The organism is Arthrobacter sp. sptzw32, from assembly GCF_059089735.1.
In genome coordinates, this window is the sequence record NZ_JBNHEZ010000005.1 from 268,475 (window position 1) to 283,308 (window position 14,834).

14 protein-coding genes are annotated in these 14,834 nt (G+C 67.3%); 2 read left to right on the forward strand and 12 right to left on the reverse strand.

What is annotated here, in order from left to right:
• Window positions 1–96 precede the first annotated feature (96 nt).
• Window positions 97–1,002: a LysR family transcriptional regulator gene (locus AC5RVN_RS12080; protein WP_494040563.1), complete on the forward strand. Its 906-nt coding sequence runs from the start codon at window positions 97–99 to the stop codon at window positions 1,000–1,002.
• Between the two features lies 1 nt (window position 1,003).
• On the opposite strand, the gene AC5RVN_RS12085 is transcribed toward AC5RVN_RS12080, so the two are convergent.
• The 11 genes from AC5RVN_RS12085 to AC5RVN_RS12135 form a co-directional block, all read right to left on the reverse strand.
• Window positions 1,004–1,912, reverse strand: a complete 909-nt coding sequence (locus AC5RVN_RS12085; protein WP_494138078.1) for a spermidine synthase — start codon at window positions 1,910–1,912, stop codon at window positions 1,004–1,006.
• A 65-nt stretch (window positions 1,913–1,977) separates the two neighbouring features.
• Window positions 1,978–3,573, reverse strand: a complete 1,596-nt coding sequence (gene rfaE2 / locus AC5RVN_RS12090) for a D-glycero-beta-D-manno-heptose 1-phosphate adenylyltransferase (protein ID WP_494138079.1) — start codon at window positions 3,571–3,573, stop codon at window positions 1,978–1,980.
• Window positions 3,570–5,042: an aldehyde dehydrogenase family protein gene (locus tag AC5RVN_RS12095; protein WP_494138080.1), complete on the reverse strand. Its 1,473-nt coding sequence runs from the start codon at window positions 5,040–5,042 to the stop codon at window positions 3,570–3,572. Before AC5RVN_RS12095 ends, rfaE2 begins: the two co-directional genes overlap by 4 nt.
• A 40-nt stretch (window positions 5,043–5,082) precedes the next feature.
• Window positions 5,083–5,784 (reverse strand): SDR family oxidoreductase, encoded by a 702-nt coding sequence (locus tag AC5RVN_RS12100; RefSeq protein ID WP_494040559.1) that lies wholly within the window; start codon window positions 5,782–5,784, stop codon window positions 5,083–5,085.
• A gap of 90 nt (window positions 5,785–5,874) precedes the next feature.
• On the reverse strand, window positions 5,875–7,284 hold the full coding sequence (locus AC5RVN_RS12105) for a PfkB family carbohydrate kinase (RefSeq protein ID WP_494138081.1): 1,410 nt from the start codon (window positions 7,282–7,284) through the stop codon (window positions 5,875–5,877).
• On the reverse strand, window positions 7,281–8,009 hold the full coding sequence (locus tag AC5RVN_RS12110; RefSeq protein WP_494106027.1) for a D-sedoheptulose-7-phosphate isomerase: 729 nt from the start codon (window positions 8,007–8,009) through the stop codon (window positions 7,281–7,283). The genes AC5RVN_RS12105 and AC5RVN_RS12110 overlap by 4 nt, the downstream gene beginning before the upstream one ends.
• Window positions 8,006–9,259, reverse strand: a complete 1,254-nt coding sequence (locus tag AC5RVN_RS12115) for a glycosyltransferase (protein ID WP_494138082.1) — start codon at window positions 9,257–9,259, stop codon at window positions 8,006–8,008. Before AC5RVN_RS12115 ends, AC5RVN_RS12110 begins: the two co-directional genes overlap by 4 nt.
• Entirely contained in the window at window positions 9,256–10,290 is a 1,035-nt protein-coding gene (locus tag AC5RVN_RS12120; RefSeq protein ID WP_494138083.1) for a glycosyltransferase, read from the reverse strand. The genes AC5RVN_RS12115 and AC5RVN_RS12120 overlap by 4 nt, the downstream gene beginning before the upstream one ends.
• Window positions 10,287–11,375 (reverse strand): glycosyltransferase family 9 protein, encoded by a 1,089-nt coding sequence (locus AC5RVN_RS12125; RefSeq protein WP_494138084.1) that lies wholly within the window; start codon window positions 11,373–11,375, stop codon window positions 10,287–10,289. Before AC5RVN_RS12125 ends, AC5RVN_RS12120 begins: the two co-directional genes overlap by 4 nt.
• Window positions 11,375–11,911, reverse strand: coding sequence for a D-glycero-alpha-D-manno-heptose-1,7-bisphosphate 7-phosphatase (locus AC5RVN_RS12130; protein ID WP_494138085.1), 537 nt, complete (start codon window positions 11,909–11,911; stop codon window positions 11,375–11,377). Before AC5RVN_RS12130 ends, AC5RVN_RS12125 begins: the two co-directional genes overlap by 1 nt.
• A gap of 165 nt (window positions 11,912–12,076) precedes the next feature.
• Complete coding sequence (locus AC5RVN_RS12135; protein WP_494138086.1) at window positions 12,077–13,003, reverse strand: sigma-70 family RNA polymerase sigma factor; 927 nt, start codon at window positions 13,001–13,003, stop codon at window positions 12,077–12,079.
• A 146-nt stretch (window positions 13,004–13,149) separates the two neighbouring features.
• Between AC5RVN_RS12135 and AC5RVN_RS12140 the strand changes: the two genes are divergently transcribed.
• Window positions 13,150–14,208, forward strand: a complete 1,059-nt coding sequence (locus AC5RVN_RS12140) for an NAD-dependent epimerase/dehydratase family protein (protein ID WP_494138087.1) — start codon at window positions 13,150–13,152, stop codon at window positions 14,206–14,208.
• A 37-nt stretch (window positions 14,209–14,245) separates the two neighbouring features.
• Here the strand turns inward: AC5RVN_RS12140 and AC5RVN_RS12145 are convergent, their stop codons facing one another.
• Window positions 14,246–14,725, reverse strand: coding sequence for a hypothetical protein (locus tag AC5RVN_RS12145; protein WP_494138088.1), 480 nt, complete (start codon window positions 14,723–14,725; stop codon window positions 14,246–14,248).
• Window positions 14,726–14,834: the final 109 nt, after the last annotated feature.

Below are 14,834 nucleotides of genomic sequence, written 5' to 3' on the forward strand. Positions count from 1 at the left end.
TGCTGCCTGCAGCACTCGCGGCTCCACCGAGTATTGCTGCACAGACATGCACTATCAATAACCAAACCAGCACCAAACCTGTGCACAATTGCAGACATGAAAGCCAACCCGGATGACCTGCTGGTTCTCCTTGCAGTTTCCCGCTCCGCGAAGTTCACGACGGCGGCCCAGGCTTTGGGACTGAACCACACCACCGTCTCTCGCCGGATAGCCGCCCTCGAGAAGGCACTCGGCGGAAGGGTCCTGGCGCGCGCAACCGGAGGCTGGGAGCTGACGGAACTCGGAGCGCAGGCTGTGCGGGTGGGCGAGCAGGTGGAAGCTGTGATGGGCACGCTGGGAGCGGCCGGCCAGGCGCCAGACCCGATTACCGGCGTCGTCCGCATGACGGCGACCGACGGCTTCAGCGCCTACATCGCGGCGCCTGCGGTGGCGCGCCTGCGCCGCGACCACCCCGGGCTGAGCGTGGAGGTGGTCACCATGACCCGCCGGGCGCTGCAGCAGCGCTCGGGCCTGGATATTGAAGTGGTGGTGGGCGAGCCGCAGGTGCACCGCGCCGAAGCGTTGCGGCTTGGTGACTACATGCTGGGAATGTACGCCTCGCGCGCCTACCTGGACGAGCACGGGACCCCTGCCACTGTGGCGGAACTGAACGAGCATCCCTTGGTTTATTTCGTGGATTCAATGCTGCAGGTGGATGACCTGGATGCGCCGCGCAGGCTGGTGCCCGCCATGCGCGACGGCCTCACCTCCACCAACGTTTTTGTCCATGTGGAGGCAACCCGTGCCGGCGCCGGCATTGGTTTCCTGCCGTGTTTTATGGGGGACCTGCACACCGACCTGGTCCGCTTGCTGCCCGCTGAGATCGCCGAGCTGCTGCCGTACTGGATGGTGCTGCGGCCGGACTCGCTGCGGCGGCCGGCGGTGGCGGCGGTAGTCCAGGGGTTGCGGGAGCAGATGGCCGGGCACCGGGAGTGGCTGCTGGGCCGCGGTCTCAGTGCTTGAGCTACTTAACCACCGGGTCGCGGCGCACCGGTGATCCTGCCGCGAAGGCCCGTACTTGCGCATCGTCCCACAGGTGCGCCGGGACCGCTCCGCCCAGGAGCCGCCGTGCCAGCTTCGGGTCCTCGCCGAAGGGCGTATCGCTGCCGGCCATCACCATGTTTCCGTAGCGGCGGCCCTTGAGCATGGCGGGGTCCGCGATGATCACGGTGTGTTTAAAGGCTGCAGCGATGGTGGCGGCGTCCTCGCGGGCGTTCTTCAAATCAGGTGCGTCACCGGAGTTCACCACGTACAGCCCACCGGGCGCCAACACGCGCCTGACGTGCTGGTTGAATTCCGCCGTGGTAAGCGGGTGCGGAGTCAGGGCACCGGCGAAAACGTCCCGGATGATAAAGTCGCGGGTCTCCGGCGTCAGGGTTTCCGTGATCTCACGGGCCTCCCCCACCCGCAGGCGCAGCAGCGGTGCCTTGGGCAGGTCGAACCAGCCGCGCACGTACTCGGCCAGTTTGCCGTCCAGCTCCACCACCACCTGCCGGGCGTCAGGATAGACGCTGTGGAAGTAGCGGGCCAGGGAGCATGCGCCCCCGCCGAGGTGCAGGCCGCGGAGCCTGGGCCCCGTTCCGGCAATGCGCGACGGCGGCCAGCGCGACTCAATGAGCGCGGCCATCCAGCGCATGTACTCAAAGTCCAGGAAAAGCGGATCAGCAAGGTCGATGTGCGAGCTCATCACGCCGTTGATCTTCAGGAGCCAGCCGGTGGAGTTGTCCTGGTCCGCGATCAGCTCGCAGTCCCCGGTATCGATGTAGTAAACACCTTCAACCGGCCCCTTTGGGCGTGTTCCTGCCGGAATGTCCACCACGCCTGCAACAGGGCGCAGGCCGTTCCGGGCCCCAGACCTACCGCGTTTTGCCATTACCGTGCCACGCTTCAGTCATGCTTCAACCCTAATTGGTTTCAGCAGCCCTGTTGCTCCGCGCCCTAGGTTGTGGGCAGGGCTCCTTCGCCTTCCCGGATCCGCTTGACCACGGCAGTGGTGGACCGTTCCGCTACGTAATCCAGGATGGCTACCCGCCCGCCGTACTGCTCCACGGCGGGCGTCTCGGCAAGCATTTCCGGAGAATAGTCCCCGCCCTTGGCATAGACCTCGGGCCGCAGCTGTGTGATCAGCGGCGCAGCCGTGGGGGTGTCGAAGACGGTCACGTAGTCCACGCAGCTCAAAGCCGCTACTACAGCCGCCCGGTCCGCCACCCCATTGATGGGCCGCCCTGCTCCCTTGAGCTTGCGTACGGAGTCATCGCTGTTCAGCGCCACAACCAAAACGTCCCCCAGTTGTTTTGCCTGGTTCAGGTAGCGGGTGTGGCCGCTGTGCAGCACGTCGAAGCAGCCGTTCGTCAACACGATGCGCTGGCCTTGGGACCGGTGCAGCTCCAGCTGCCGCTGCAGTTCGTCGGCGCCCAGTGCCGTGTCAGCGAAGGCTTTGAGGTACCGGCTCAGCTGGCCCGTACTGCAGACCGAGGTGCCCGGCTGATGCACCACCACATCGGCGGCCGACTGGGCAAGGTCCAGGCTCGCCGTCAGCGGCAGGCCGACGGAGCGCGCCAAAGTCAGCGCCGCTACGAACGTGTCACCGGCACCGGAGGCCTGCTTTTCCGCGGCCGGGCGGGCCCACGTACGGTGCGTCACGCCGTCGGGCCTGAGCAGCACTGTACCGTCACGGTCCAGGGTGACCACCACGGCTCGTGCCCCCGTGGCTTCCAGCAGGGCAGGGGCGTGCCTGCTGACCGCTTCCACCCTGTCCTGGCCGTCGGGAAGTTTCAGGTCAAGCATCCGCGCCGTTTCCTGCGCATTGGGGGTCACCAGGTCCGGGCGGAGCGGTGCCCAGGGCCGGGGATCATGGGAGTCAACCACCAGCAGCGGACGGTCCCCGTCACCGGACGCCGGCCCGGCCAGGGAGTCCACCAGGCTTGCACGGACCGGGTCCGCCAGCACCCCATTGGCGTAATCGCACACCAGCACCGCGTCCTGGTGTTCGACGGCGGTGCGCACCGAAGCCGCCAGTGCGGCCAGCGCCTCGGCGGGCACCGCCGTGGCAGAGTCGTCGATGCGGAGCATTACCTGCCCGCCGCTGCTGATCCGGATCTTGGTGGTGGTCACCATGTCCGGGTGGCTGTGCAGGTGGCTGACGTCGATGCCCGCAGCCACGAGCTGGTTCCGAAGGTCCGCCCCGGCATCGTCTGTTCCGACGATGCCCGCCACGGAGACCCGCGCCCCGAGGGCGGCCAGGTTCATGGCAGTGTTGGCCGCCCCACCCGGAACTGACTCGCGGGTCTGCACGTCCACCACAGGGGCGGGGGCCTCACGGCAGAGCCGTTCAATGCTGCCGCTCCACCAGCCGTCCAGCATCAGGTCGCCAACCACGAGGATGGCCGGCTCGTCAGCTGCCAAACGCCCCGGCAGCCACTCCGACAGGGCCCGCTGGCTGGAGAGGTCAACGTCACCGGGCTCATCCGGCGGGTTGCCCGGAAGAGCCGCGGGGATGTCGTCCCGTGACCGGTTCTCAGCTGACAGGCTCATGACTCATCCCGCAGTTCAACATCAGGCTCTTCCACTTCCTGGTCTTCATCCGCCGCGCCGGGAGCTGCAGCGGGCGGTGCGGAAATGTGCACCACCTTCACCCGGCTGAACTCATCCAGCAGTTCCGGGCCGTAGCCAAAGCCCGCGCCGCTCTCCCCCCGCGGCTGCGCTGCGCCGCCGGGCGCCCCGCCAAAAACTGCGTTGATCTTCACGGTTCCCACCGGGAGGGCGGCAACGGCCTGCTGGATGTGGGCGATGTTGCCGCTCAGGACGGTGGCGGCCAGGCCATACCTGCCGCTGCGTGCGAGGCGCAGGCCCTCGTCGAACGATTTCACCACCTGCACGGGGGCAACCGGCCCAAACGTTTCCTCCGTCATGACCTGCATCCGGTCCGTGCACCCGAGCAGCACGGTGGCGGGGTAGAAGGAGCCCGGCCGGTCCGGCAGGGTGCCGCCTTCCACGGCATGTGCGCCCTGATTCAGTGCATCGGTGACCTGCGCATGGACCTCATCACGCATCCGGAGATCAACCAGCGGCGCCACCGTCCCGTTGCTGTTGCGGAGGGCCGCCTCGGCTTCAAGGGCCTTGCAGAACTTGGCGGCGATGTCCTCATGGACGTAGATCCGTTCAACCGCCACGCAGATCTGGCCGCTGTTGCTGAAGGCACCGATCGCTGCCTGCTCGGCAGCCCACAGCGGATCGACGTCACGGTCCACCAGCAGCGGATCATTTCCGCCGTTTTCCCGGATGACGTGGGCTCCAGTCAAGGCTCCAGCCCTGGCGATCCGCGCGCCGGCCGCGCTGGAGCCAACATGTGCGATCACGTCAACTTCGGACTGTGCCAGGAGTGCACCTACGGCGGCGCCGCCCGAAAGGGTCTGGAACACGCCGGGTGGGAAGGCCGGGGCCAGCACTTCGCCAAGCGCCTCGCCCAGCCTCGGGCACCGCTCGCTCGGCTTGTGCACCACGGTATTTCCGGTGGCCAGCGCGGCCCCGATCAGGCCGCAGGCCACCGCGACAGGATCATTCCACGGGGTGAGCAGCACAGCGACGCCGCGGGGTTCAGCCACGGTGTAATCGGAAGCGAGCGGATTGCCGCGCAGGCTGTGGCCCCGGTGGACGGGCCCCAGCTCCGCGTACTGCTCAAGGGTGGAAACCCCCGCGCCAATGCCGGCGAGGGATTCCTCCACCGGCCGCCCCGTTTCGCTGGCGTTCAGTTCGGCCAACTCCTGGGCGGCCGCAGCCAGCGCTTTAGCGGCGGCCCGCACTGCCGCACCCCGCTGGGCCGGCGCCGTGGAAGCCCAGGCCCCCGCAGCGCTCCGGGCCACCGCTACTGCACGGGACACCGCTTCGGGCTCGGCCTCCGGCACAGTCCAAAGGACATCACCGGTTCGGGGATTCCGGATGGTGATGCCGCTGCTGTCAGCGGTTTCCGGGCGAGCAGTCGTTTCTGTGGCAATGGTGGGCATGAAGTTCCTCCCGTCGGTTCCGGCTGGTGAGTATCGGGGTTTAGGGCCAGGAGCCCTCTTCCTCGTGGCAGATCAGCATTTCGCGGACCTCGCAGCCGGTGGGCTGGTTCAACGCGAACAGGATTGCCTGCGCCGTGTTGGCGGGGTCGTTGAGCCGTGAGTCGTCCTGCGGCTTGTACTGCTCGGTGCGGTCATCAAAGAACCGGGTTTTCATGCCGCCTGGGATGATGGTGGTGACGCCGATTTCGCCGCCGGTCTCAGCGGCCAGCGCATGGCTGAAGCCAACGACGCCGAACTTTGAGGCGCAGTAGGCGGTGGCATCAGCCACGGCTCGCTTGCCCAGGGTGGAGGCGATGGTTACCACCCTGCCGTGGGAGGCCTTGAGGTAGGGCAGGGCTGCACGGACAACAGAAACAGTGCCCATCAGGTTCACGCCGATGACCTTTTCCCACTCGGTGGCCTCGACGTCCGCAAGCTTGCCGCAACGGTCGATTCCGGCGGCCGTAACCACTGCTTCGAGCCCACCCAGGGACTCCGCGGCTTCCTTGACAGCGGCCTCAACGGCCAGCCTGTCGGCCACATCCACTTCAAAAGCCTTTACGGCCGAGACGCTGCTGATGTCGCGGTCCAGCACCACCGGGGTGCCGCCTGCCTTCAGGACGGCGTCGACGACGGCGGCCCCCAGTCCGGATGCCCCTCCGGTCACGAGTACACGGCCGGGTGAATTGAACTCTGCAGTCATGGTGTTCCTTTCGAATGGGACGTACAAAACTTGTGTTGGCTACCGCTCGTTTGCCGGGCGACCCGGGTTTGCGGCCGCGGCCGGACCTGTTTAGCTGACTTTGGCCAATGCATCGGCCAGGCCGGTGGTGGAACGGGCGGGGTGGTACGGCACGGTGACGCAGCGCCCGCCCCAGCTCTCCACAAGACCGGCCTCCGGCAGGCTGGCGCCTTTGTAGTCGCCGCCTTTGACCCAGATGTCGGGGCGGAGGCGTTCAAGCGCTGCCTCCGGGGTGTCTTCGTCGAACACCATCACGGCGTCCACGCATTCCATGGCCAGGAGCAGTTCTGCCCTGTCGTGCTGGCCGATGATGGGCCGCTCCGGGCCCTTCAGCCGCCGGACGGAGTCGTCGGAGTTGAGGCAGACGATCAGGCAGTCGCCGAGCTCACGGGCCGCTGCCAGGGACCGGACGTGGCCGGCGTGCAGCAGGTCGAAGCAACCACCGGTGGCCACAACCTTACCGCCGTTTTCGCGCACAGCGCGGGCCAGCAGCAGGGGGTCGTTGACGCGCGGTTTTGGCTGCGGCGCTTGTCCATTGGTGTCGGGAAGGGCGGACACTCCGCCGTTGGCGAGGAAGTCGGCAGCGTCGTGGACCGCAAGTTCCGCGGCTTCGGCCAGGTCCCGTCCGGCCAGCAAGTGGACGGCGAGGCTGGCGGCGAGCCTGTCACCGGCTCCACAGGGATCACCGGCTTCCACCCGCGGCGCAGGAACGGCCCGGGAGCTCTGGTCGCGCCGGCATAGGACGGCGCCCTCTTCCCCCTTGGTGACCAGGACAGCCTGGCTGCCCCATTCCTCGAGCAGGACTGCGCCCACCCCGGCTGCAGGATCTCCCGCAACTGTCTGCCCACGGTCCGCGCCATCCTGCCGCGTAACGGCGTCCCGGCCCCGCGACTGCACGGCCTTTTGGGCCTCGGCGAAGTTGGGGGTGACAACGGCGACGCCGGGTACCGGGTCCGGTCCGGCAGGATGCGGGTCCCATACAATGGGCACGTGGCCGGCAAGCCGGGCAAGGAGCTCCCGCAACTGCGGGTTTGCCGCCAGTCCCCGGCCATAGTCCGCGACAATGATGACGCCTGCCTTCTCCACCTCGCGCAGCATGGCAGGACTCACTTCGGGGACGGGAGCCTTCTCACAGCCCTGGTCGAACCGGACCACCGGGTGCGAGCCGGCCCGCACGCGGGTCTTGACCGGTGATGGATGGCCGCTGGGGCCGGTCACGAGCCGCACTCCGGCGAGGTGCGCTTCAAGCTGCCGGCCGGCGTCGTCATCGCCCAGGACCGTCACCAGCGTGACTGGCCAGTTGTCCTCGCCAAGCATCCGGGCCACCAGCCCGGCTCCCCCGGCCCGGCGCTTGACGCCGGACACGTCAACCACCGGTACCGGGGCGTCGGGGCTCAGCCGGGTGGCTTCGCCGGAGAGGTCCACGTCCAGCATGACATCGCCAACCACTACAATCCTCATGCCTGGGCACCCCGGTTCTGAAGGCCCTGGTTCTGCACGCTCCAGCCGTCGGCGGAACTGTGCCGGGCAACTTCCAGGTCAAAAGCGCGGCAGATCGCGTGCAGGGCGATGAGGTGGCCTTCCTGGGCATTGGCGTTGAGGGCGTCAATCATCACCGCCTGGTCGCAGGCATCAGCCAGCGGATTGGGGCCGGCTCCCGTCAGCGCCCACGTGGTGACGTTCAGGCGTGCGGCAACCTCGGCTGCGCGCAGCAGGTTGGGGCTCTTGCCGCTGGTGGACAGCAAAAGCAGCACATCGCCGGACCGGGCGTGCGCCCGCACCTGGCGGGCAAAGACGTCGTCGTAGCCGTAATCATTGGCGATGGCGGTCACGGCCGAGGACTCAGCGTGCAGCGATATGGCGGAGAACGGAACCCGCTCGCCGTCGAACCTGCCCACGAGCTCCGCGGTGAGGTGCTGGGCTTCGGCGGCCGAGCCGCCGTTGCCGGCGGCGAGCAGGCGCTGGCCGCGGAGCAGGCGCTGGGCCAGCTCCACGCCCCAGGCCGCAAGCCGGCCGGACTGGCTCCGCAGCGACTCGAGCGCGGGTACGACGTTGTCCAGGTGCACGCGGACCGCTTCCGCGCTGTCGGGGTCCACAAAGGCCGCTCCGGGCAGAACTGCAGGCAATGCGTCAGTTGTTGGCAAAGTGTGCAGGTCAGCTTCCCGCACGGATGATTCCGCAGTCATAGTGCCGCTCCTTCCATTGGGACGACGCCGGCGGAAGCCCCGGCCACCGCCAGCTGGTAAGCCTTTTCGGTTTCGGCCGCGACCCGGTCCCACGAATACCTGGTGCGGGCGCGCTTCTTGCCTGCGCTGCCAAGCTCAGCGCGCAGTGCAGGGTTCTCCAGCAGCAGGGCGAGCGCCGATGCAATGGCTTCGGGGTCCCGCGGCGGCACGTGCAGTCCGGTGCCGTGGTCAACCACAGTGTCACGCAGGCCGCCCACTGCGGCTGCAACAACCGGAACGCCGCAGGCCATTGCCTCCAGCGGGACGATGCCGAATGGTTCATACCAGGGGGCGCACACCACGGCGTCGGCGCTGCGGAAGATGCCGGGCATCTCGCTGCGGGACACCTGGCCCTGCAGGCTCACCTGGTCCGCCACACCGAGTTCGGCTGCCAAATCCATGAGGCGCCGTACTTCAGGGTCCGCGTGGAGCACCCCGGAGTCTCCGCCGCCGCCCACGATCAGGAGTTCGACGTCGTCGAAACCTGCCGCCCGCAGGTACGGCAGCGCCCGGATTACCAGGTCCACTCCCTTTCGCGGCACGAGGCGGCCCACGGAAAGGATGCGGTGGGTGCGCTTCCTCGGCGCGACGGACCCGTCTGCGGAAAAGAATCCGAGGTCCACACCGCAGGGGGCAATGGAGATCTTGCCCGTAGTGATTCCCATGGCTTTGAGCTCGAAGACCTCGTCGGAGCAGGTGGCCACGATCCTGTCGGCGGAACGTCCCACACCGGGCTCCAGCCAGCGCCGCTCCAAGGGGCTGGTGTCCTCTGCCCCCTGGTGCCGCCGCTTGACGGTGCCCAGCGCGTGGAAAGTCTGAATGACGGGAACCCGGTAGCCCTGGTTCGGCCGCCGGGCCGCGTCCAGTGCAGCAAGCCCGGACATCCAGAAGTGCCCGTGCACCACATCCGGCGGCCGCTGGCTCCAGTCCTCGGCAACGCCGTCGGCAAGTTCTCCCATGTAGGGCAGCAGTTCGTCCTTGGGGACATGGAGCGCGGGGCCCGCGTCCACATGGACCACCTCAAGGCGGCTTCCCACGCGGACCCTGGCCGGGAGCTCCGTTGCATCCCTGCGCGTGTAGACAGTCACGTGGTGGCCCCGCTTGGCCAGGGCTTCGGACAGCGCGGCAACGTGCACGTTCTGACCGCCGGCGTCCACCCCGCCCAGTGCCGCCAGCGGACTGGCGTGCTCGGAAATCATGGAGATTCTCATGGGGTCTTCCTCTCTCCCGCCGGAACGAGGATCTTCTCCTCCAGGCGTTCGTTGTCGGAGTGCCGGGACCGGCCGCCCAAGTCCGCCAGAAGCTCATCCCAGCGGTCCTGGAACCTGCCCAGGCTGTAGCGTTCCAGTGCAGCCTCACGGGCGGCAAGGCCCCGCCGTCGGGCCTCATCCGGATCGGCGACCAGCCGCCGCGCGGAGCGCAGCAGCTCATCGACATCGGCGGAAACGGCCCCGGCCTCCGCCGGCACCGCCCGCGGCGCTTCGGTGGTTGCCAGCGCTACCACCGGCATTCCCAAGTGCATCGCCTCCAGCAGGGACAATCCCAGGGAGGTCCACCGCATGGGGTGGACATAGACGCGGCACCGCGCCAGTTCGCGGTGCAGCTGCTGGGTTTTCAGGTCGCCGCGTACCGTCAGCCGCGACTCGTCAATCCCTGCGGCGGCGGCCAGCCCGTCAGTCTTCATGCCGAAGACCTGCAGCGGCGCCACGGAGGCGAAAGCGGGCAACAGATCTGTACCGGTCACGCGGCCGCGGCGGATGGGCTCGTTCACCACGACGCCAAGTTCGGGCAGTTCCCCCGTGTAGAGCAGGCCCGGGTCCGGAATCCCGTGTTCGATGACCAGGCTGCGGGCTGAGCCATTGTCCCAGGCAAGCTTGTTGAAGTGGGTCACGTGCACCACGGGAATACGGTCCTGGTCCGCGAGCGGGTGCCGGGCGAACGGGAAATCGACCTTGGGGGTGTTGTGCTCCAGGTACACGGCGGGCAGGTCAACGCCGGGCCTCCGGCCGAGCAGACGGGCAACTTCGTCGATTTCCTCAGGGCGTTGCAGGACGACGGCGTCAACGGCGTCGGCGTCCAGGCTTGCCAGATCCACCTCGCGTACCGACGAGGGCCAGTTCCTGTCGGCACGGCCAAGACCCCAGGCACCGCCTTCGGGCAGGACGGGAAGGAGGTACTCGTGACGGCCGCGGACGAACGCGTCCGTCCAGGAACCGTGGACGTGCCAGAGCAGGACTCTCATCTGTTGCGGGCCTTTCTACGGGTGCTGACGTGCGTGCTGAAAGAGCTGACTCCGCCGATCAGGCGTTCCACGGCGGCCACCACTTCTTCAGGTGATACGGAGTCAAGGCAGGGGTGGCCGGGAACGGGGCAGACACGGGCGCGGGTCATCCGGCAGGCCGCGTTCTGGTCACCGAGCAGTTCCAGTGACACCCCGTACGGTGCCCAGCGGATAGCCGGGACCACGGGCGAAAAGAGGCATGCAACAGGGGTGCCCACGGCCGCCGCGAGGTGTGCCGGCCCGGTATTTCCGGTGACAACGGCATCCGCGCCCGCCATGACCCCAGCGAGGGTGTGGAGATCCGTGCGTCCGCCCAGATCCAGGGCGGAAGGCCCTGCGACGGTGGCGGTCAACGACGTCTCGGCCGGACCGCCCGTTACTACTACGCGGTGGCCGGCACCCTGGAGGAGTTCGACGGCGGCGGCATGGTGCAGCGGTGGCCAGGCCCGGGCGGGGACTGCGGCTCCGGGGTGGACAACCACGTAGGGTTCCTCACCCACGAGGCCGCGGACATCAGGGACGGACGTGACGCGGAGTTTTCCGTCGTCGCCCTGTGGAAGGCGGAATCCTCCTGCCTCAGCGATGCCCAGGGCACGTTCCGCCTCAGGCTGGTCCTCCGGAAAGTCTTCGCCCGGTTTGAGCCGGACATCAAGCAGGGAGCCCGCGTAATCGGTGGAGGCTCCGGTGATCCGTTCGACGCCGGCCAGCCGGAGCAGCAGCGCCAGCGGCAGGGGCGACTGGTGGAAAGAGGTGAGGATGACCGCTTCAGTGATCCTGGAGTTCCGGACGTATTCGATGAACCTGTCTGCATGGGGTCCGGTCATTTTGGGCGCGGGGTTCATGATCCACGGGCTGTCCCAGCTGTAGACCTCCGCGGCGCCCGGCAGCATGCCTGCCGCTGCCCCGCCCTGCCTTCCGCAAAGCATCACCACGTGGTTCGGCCGGCTGCCATCGGGGAACCGGCCGTTGGCCACGGCCCGTACGGCGGGCCCAGCCAGGAGAACGTCGCCCATGCTGTCCAGGCGTGCCACCAGCACGCGGCCCATCAGGGCCGCTCCGACAGGAGCGAAACGGCCTCGGCCAGGTCCCGGGCCACCAGTTGTGCCTCGGCCACTTCCTCGGATCGGGTCACCGGCGTGGGCACCAGGACCCCCCTTGCTCCTGCCGCTTCGGCAGCACGGACGTCAGCGCCGATATCACCGATGAGCGCGGCCTCCGATTCCTGGATGCCAAGTTTGCGGCAGGCGCTGTGCACCATCCCCGGTTCGGGCTTGCGGCAGGCGCAGCCGTCCTGCTCGGAATGCGGGCACACCTCCCACACGTCAAAGGGGCCGAGCAGTTCCTCCACCCGGGCATTGACGTCTGCAACGTCGGCTGCAGTGATCAGGCCGCGGGCAATGCCCGACTGGTTGCTGATGACTCCGGTTGCTATCCCGTCTGCACGGAGCGCATCAAGGACTTCCTTGGCGCCGGGCATTGGTGTGACCAGGCGGGCGTCCCCGTTGTAGGGCACATCGACCACCAGGGTCCCGTCCCGGTCGAACAGGACAGCGCGGAGCTTGGAGGTTACGGAGCTTCCCATACCCTCACTGTTCCCCACTGCTGCTGCTCCTAAACAGGGGCCGCTGGTTTTCTCGCCTTTCGACTGGTGAACGGGGAGGCGGCTGAACAGGCAAGATAGGGCATCTGAGGCTTCCCTGACGGGCCCTGAACCTGCTTCCGGGACGGGATGACAGGCGTTGCAGAGCTAGCTGCTCCGGGCCCGGGACGCGCTCTGGCGGGTGGAAATCGCGCCGGAAACTCCGGTGCCGGCAGTACGGCGGATTGCCGCTACAGAAGCCGTGGACCCCGTTGCGCGCTCCTGATCCTCACGTTCGCCGTCACTCAGGGTGCTGCTGCGCAGCCTGCGCTGGAGTTCAACGAGCACCCGGGCCAGCCGCCGCGAAACCTGCATCTGCGACATCCCGAGCCGCTTTCCCAACTGCACCTGGGTTTCCTCGCAGAAATAGCGGCGGTAGAGAAGTTCCCTGTCCGCGGCATCCAGGTCCTGCATTGCCTCCCGCAGGCAGGCAAGGTCTTCCAGCCGCTCCAGAGGTGTCTCAGGGCAGGCCAGCAACTCGCCGATGGACGGTGCGTCACTGTGGGGGTTTGCCGCGTCCAGTGAGTCCGGGTGCATGCTGCTGGACGCAGAGATGGCTTCCTGCACGTCAGCGGCGTCCGTTCCCAGCTCAATGGCGAGTTCATCGACGCTTGGATTCCGGCCCAGGGACTGCACCAACTCCGGCTCAACCCGGAACATCCTGGTGCGGAGGTCCTGAATGTGCCGGGGCGGCCGCACCACCCACGTGCGGTCACGCAAGTATCGCTTCAACTCCCCCGCGATGGTTGGAGCTGCATAGGCGGGGAAGCTTTCACCCTTGCTCTGGTCGAAACCGCGGGCGGCCTTGACCAGGCCGAGATAGGCCACCTGGTTGAGGTCTGCCCGTTCCCGGCCCCGGGCTTCGAAGCGGGCGGCCAAGGCCTCGGCAAGGTCCAGGTAGCTCAGGACGAGGTCATTTTCGAAGGTCTCCCGCAACCGCCCCGCCTTGGCGGAGGAGCGGCCCTGAGGGGCTTCGGGGCATGGATCATGGACAGGCGTAACGTCCACGGCAAGCGCGGTCAGTGGTTCGGGCATTGTCGTTTGGTTCCCTCAGTCTGGTTCCGAAGCCTGCGGCAAGACTTAGCAGTAGGAAATCATAAGGTTGCTTATAAAACAATCCTTGGCGGTATTAGGCTCGGCATGTAAGACGATCCGCACACCCCCGCCAAGGAGCCTTTGCCATGCATATTGCCGTTATCGGAGCCAGCGGAAACGCCGGAACAGCACTGCTGCGGAACCTCCAGGGCCAGCTGGCCGCGAAGCCTGGGAGCCTGCAATTGACAGGGATCAGCAGGCGCCTGCCCGACACCTCACGGGCACCCTATGCGGGAGTTGAATGGCACACGCTGGATGTTGGTTTGGAACGCGACCGCCCGAAGTTGGAGTCGGCCCTGTCAGGAGTGGACGCCGTTGTCCACCTGGCCTGGCAAATCCAGCCGAACCGGGACCTCGACCAGCTGCACCGGACCAACGTGACAGGAACAGCCAATGTCCTGGAAGCGGCGCGGAAGGCCGGGGTCAAGCAGATCGTTTGCGCGTCATCCGTCGGTGCCTACAGCAAGGCCCCCAAGGACCGGCGCATGGATGAGGCGTGGCCTGCCGAAGGCATGGCGGGCTCGCATTACAGCCGCCACAAGGCGGAGCAGGAGAAACTCCTTGACGGGTTTGCGGCCGCAGAGCCGGGGATCGCCGTCGCAAGGCTCCGGCCAGGGCTCATCTTCCAACGTGACGCCGGAAGCGAGATCGGAAGGTACTTCTTGGGACCGGTGATCCCCCGGCTCCTGCCCAGGAGGCTGTGGCTTCCACTGTTGCCCGCTCCGGATAACCTGATTTTCCAGGCCGTCCACGCGGACGACGTAGCGGAAGCCTACTGGCGGGTGATCGATCAACGGGCTTCCGGAGCGTTCAATATAGCCGCCGAGCCGGTCCTGACACCCCAGGAACTTGGGCGGATCGTCCAGGCCCGAAGAATCCTCCCCATCCCGATGGGCCTGCTCCACAAAGCAGTGGGCCTTGCCTGGCGGCTCCGGCTGCTGCCCACCGATTCCGGCTGGGTGGAGATGGCAGCGGGAGTCCCCTTGATGGACACCGGCCGGGCCCGCCGGATCCTGGGCTGGGAAGCGAAAACTTCATCCGTAGCGGCAGTCCTGGACGTGCTGGACGGCCTGGGGGCGGGGGAAGGAATCAGCCCCTCCCCCGCCCTGAAACCGAGGCGGGCAACACTGTCAGGAGCCAGGTGAGGCTCCAGCGTGCATCCGCCGGCGCGCCCTCGGCGCATCAGATGCCTGAACGGGGGTCCTCGCGATCCACGTGCGCGCCGCCCCGGCCGGGGTTGGCGCCGTCGTTGCGCCATTCATCATGGGCACCCTCACGGTCCGCGGTGACGGGATTAGTGGCGCCCCGGCGGGTATTATTGCCCGCGCCGTCACGGCTGCCCCTGACGTCCGGGTCGAGCTCGTCCGCCTTCCGCGTCCGTTCGCTCACATCGTCGCGCAGGGCCTTGGCCTCATTTGCCTGCTGGTCTGCCTGTTGCCGCAACCGGGCCGCTTCAACCTGCGCCTGCTCGGCGTCCGCCCTGGCCCGCGTCGCTTTCGCTTCGCGCTCCCGGGCATCGAGTTCCCTGTCTTCGGCTTCACGGCGGATCTCCGCCGCCTTTTGGCGATGCGCATCATCCCGCTTTTGCTGGATGGCCTTTCGGCGCCGTCCTGTTGCAAGCAGCAGCAGCACAATCAGCACCACCACAACTACGGCCACCAATACCCAAACCCACGGAGCTATTTCCAAATTACCCACCACTTCCACTTCGATGTGACCCGGGCCGGCAGAGCCATTCCGGCTGACAATTTTGGAACCGTTTATAACTCGC

What these genes read in the sequence shown, in the direction of transcription:
- AC5RVN_RS12105 (WP_494138081.1), bottom strand. Translation starts at nt 7,284, where the DNA reads ATGAGGATTGTAGTGGTTGGCGATGTCATGCTGGACGTGGACCTCTCC.
- AC5RVN_RS12140 (WP_494138087.1), top strand. Translation starts at nt 13,150, where the DNA reads ATGCATATTGCCGTTATCGGAGCCAGCGGAAACGCCGGAACAGCACTG.
- AC5RVN_RS12135 (WP_494138086.1), bottom strand. Translation starts at nt 13,003, where the DNA reads ATGCCCGAACCACTGACCGCGCTTGCCGTGGACGTTACGCCTGTCCAT.
- AC5RVN_RS12110 (WP_494106027.1), bottom strand. Translation starts at nt 8,009, where the DNA reads ATGACTGCGGAATCATCCGTGCGGGAAGCTGACCTGCACACTTTGCCA.
- AC5RVN_RS12095 (WP_494138080.1), bottom strand. Translation starts at nt 5,042, where the DNA reads ATGCCCACCATTGCCACAGAAACGACTGCTCGCCCGGAAACCGCTGAC.
- AC5RVN_RS12085 (WP_494138078.1), bottom strand. Translation starts at nt 1,912, where the DNA reads ATGGCAAAACGCGGTAGGTCTGGGGCCCGGAACGGCCTGCGCCCTGTT.
- AC5RVN_RS12115 (WP_494138082.1), bottom strand. Translation starts at nt 9,259, where the DNA reads ATGAGAATCTCCATGATTTCCGAGCACGCCAGTCCGCTGGCGGCACTG.
- AC5RVN_RS12100 (WP_494040559.1), bottom strand. Translation starts at nt 5,784, where the DNA reads ATGACTGCAGAGTTCAATTCACCCGGCCGTGTACTCGTGACCGGAGGG.
- AC5RVN_RS12080 (WP_494040563.1), top strand. Translation starts at nt 97, where the DNA reads ATGAAAGCCAACCCGGATGACCTGCTGGTTCTCCTTGCAGTTTCCCGC.
- AC5RVN_RS12125 (WP_494138084.1), bottom strand. Translation starts at nt 11,375, where the DNA reads ATGGGCCGCGTGCTGGTGGCACGCCTGGACAGCATGGGCGACGTTCTC.
- AC5RVN_RS12120 (WP_494138083.1), bottom strand. Translation starts at nt 10,290, where the DNA reads ATGAGAGTCCTGCTCTGGCACGTCCACGGTTCCTGGACGGACGCGTTC.
- AC5RVN_RS12130 (WP_494138085.1), bottom strand. Translation starts at nt 11,911, where the DNA reads ATGGGAAGCTCCGTAACCTCCAAGCTCCGCGCTGTCCTGTTCGACCGG.
- rfaE2 (WP_494138079.1), bottom strand. Translation starts at nt 3,573, where the DNA reads ATGAGCCTGTCAGCTGAGAACCGGTCACGGGACGACATCCCCGCGGCT.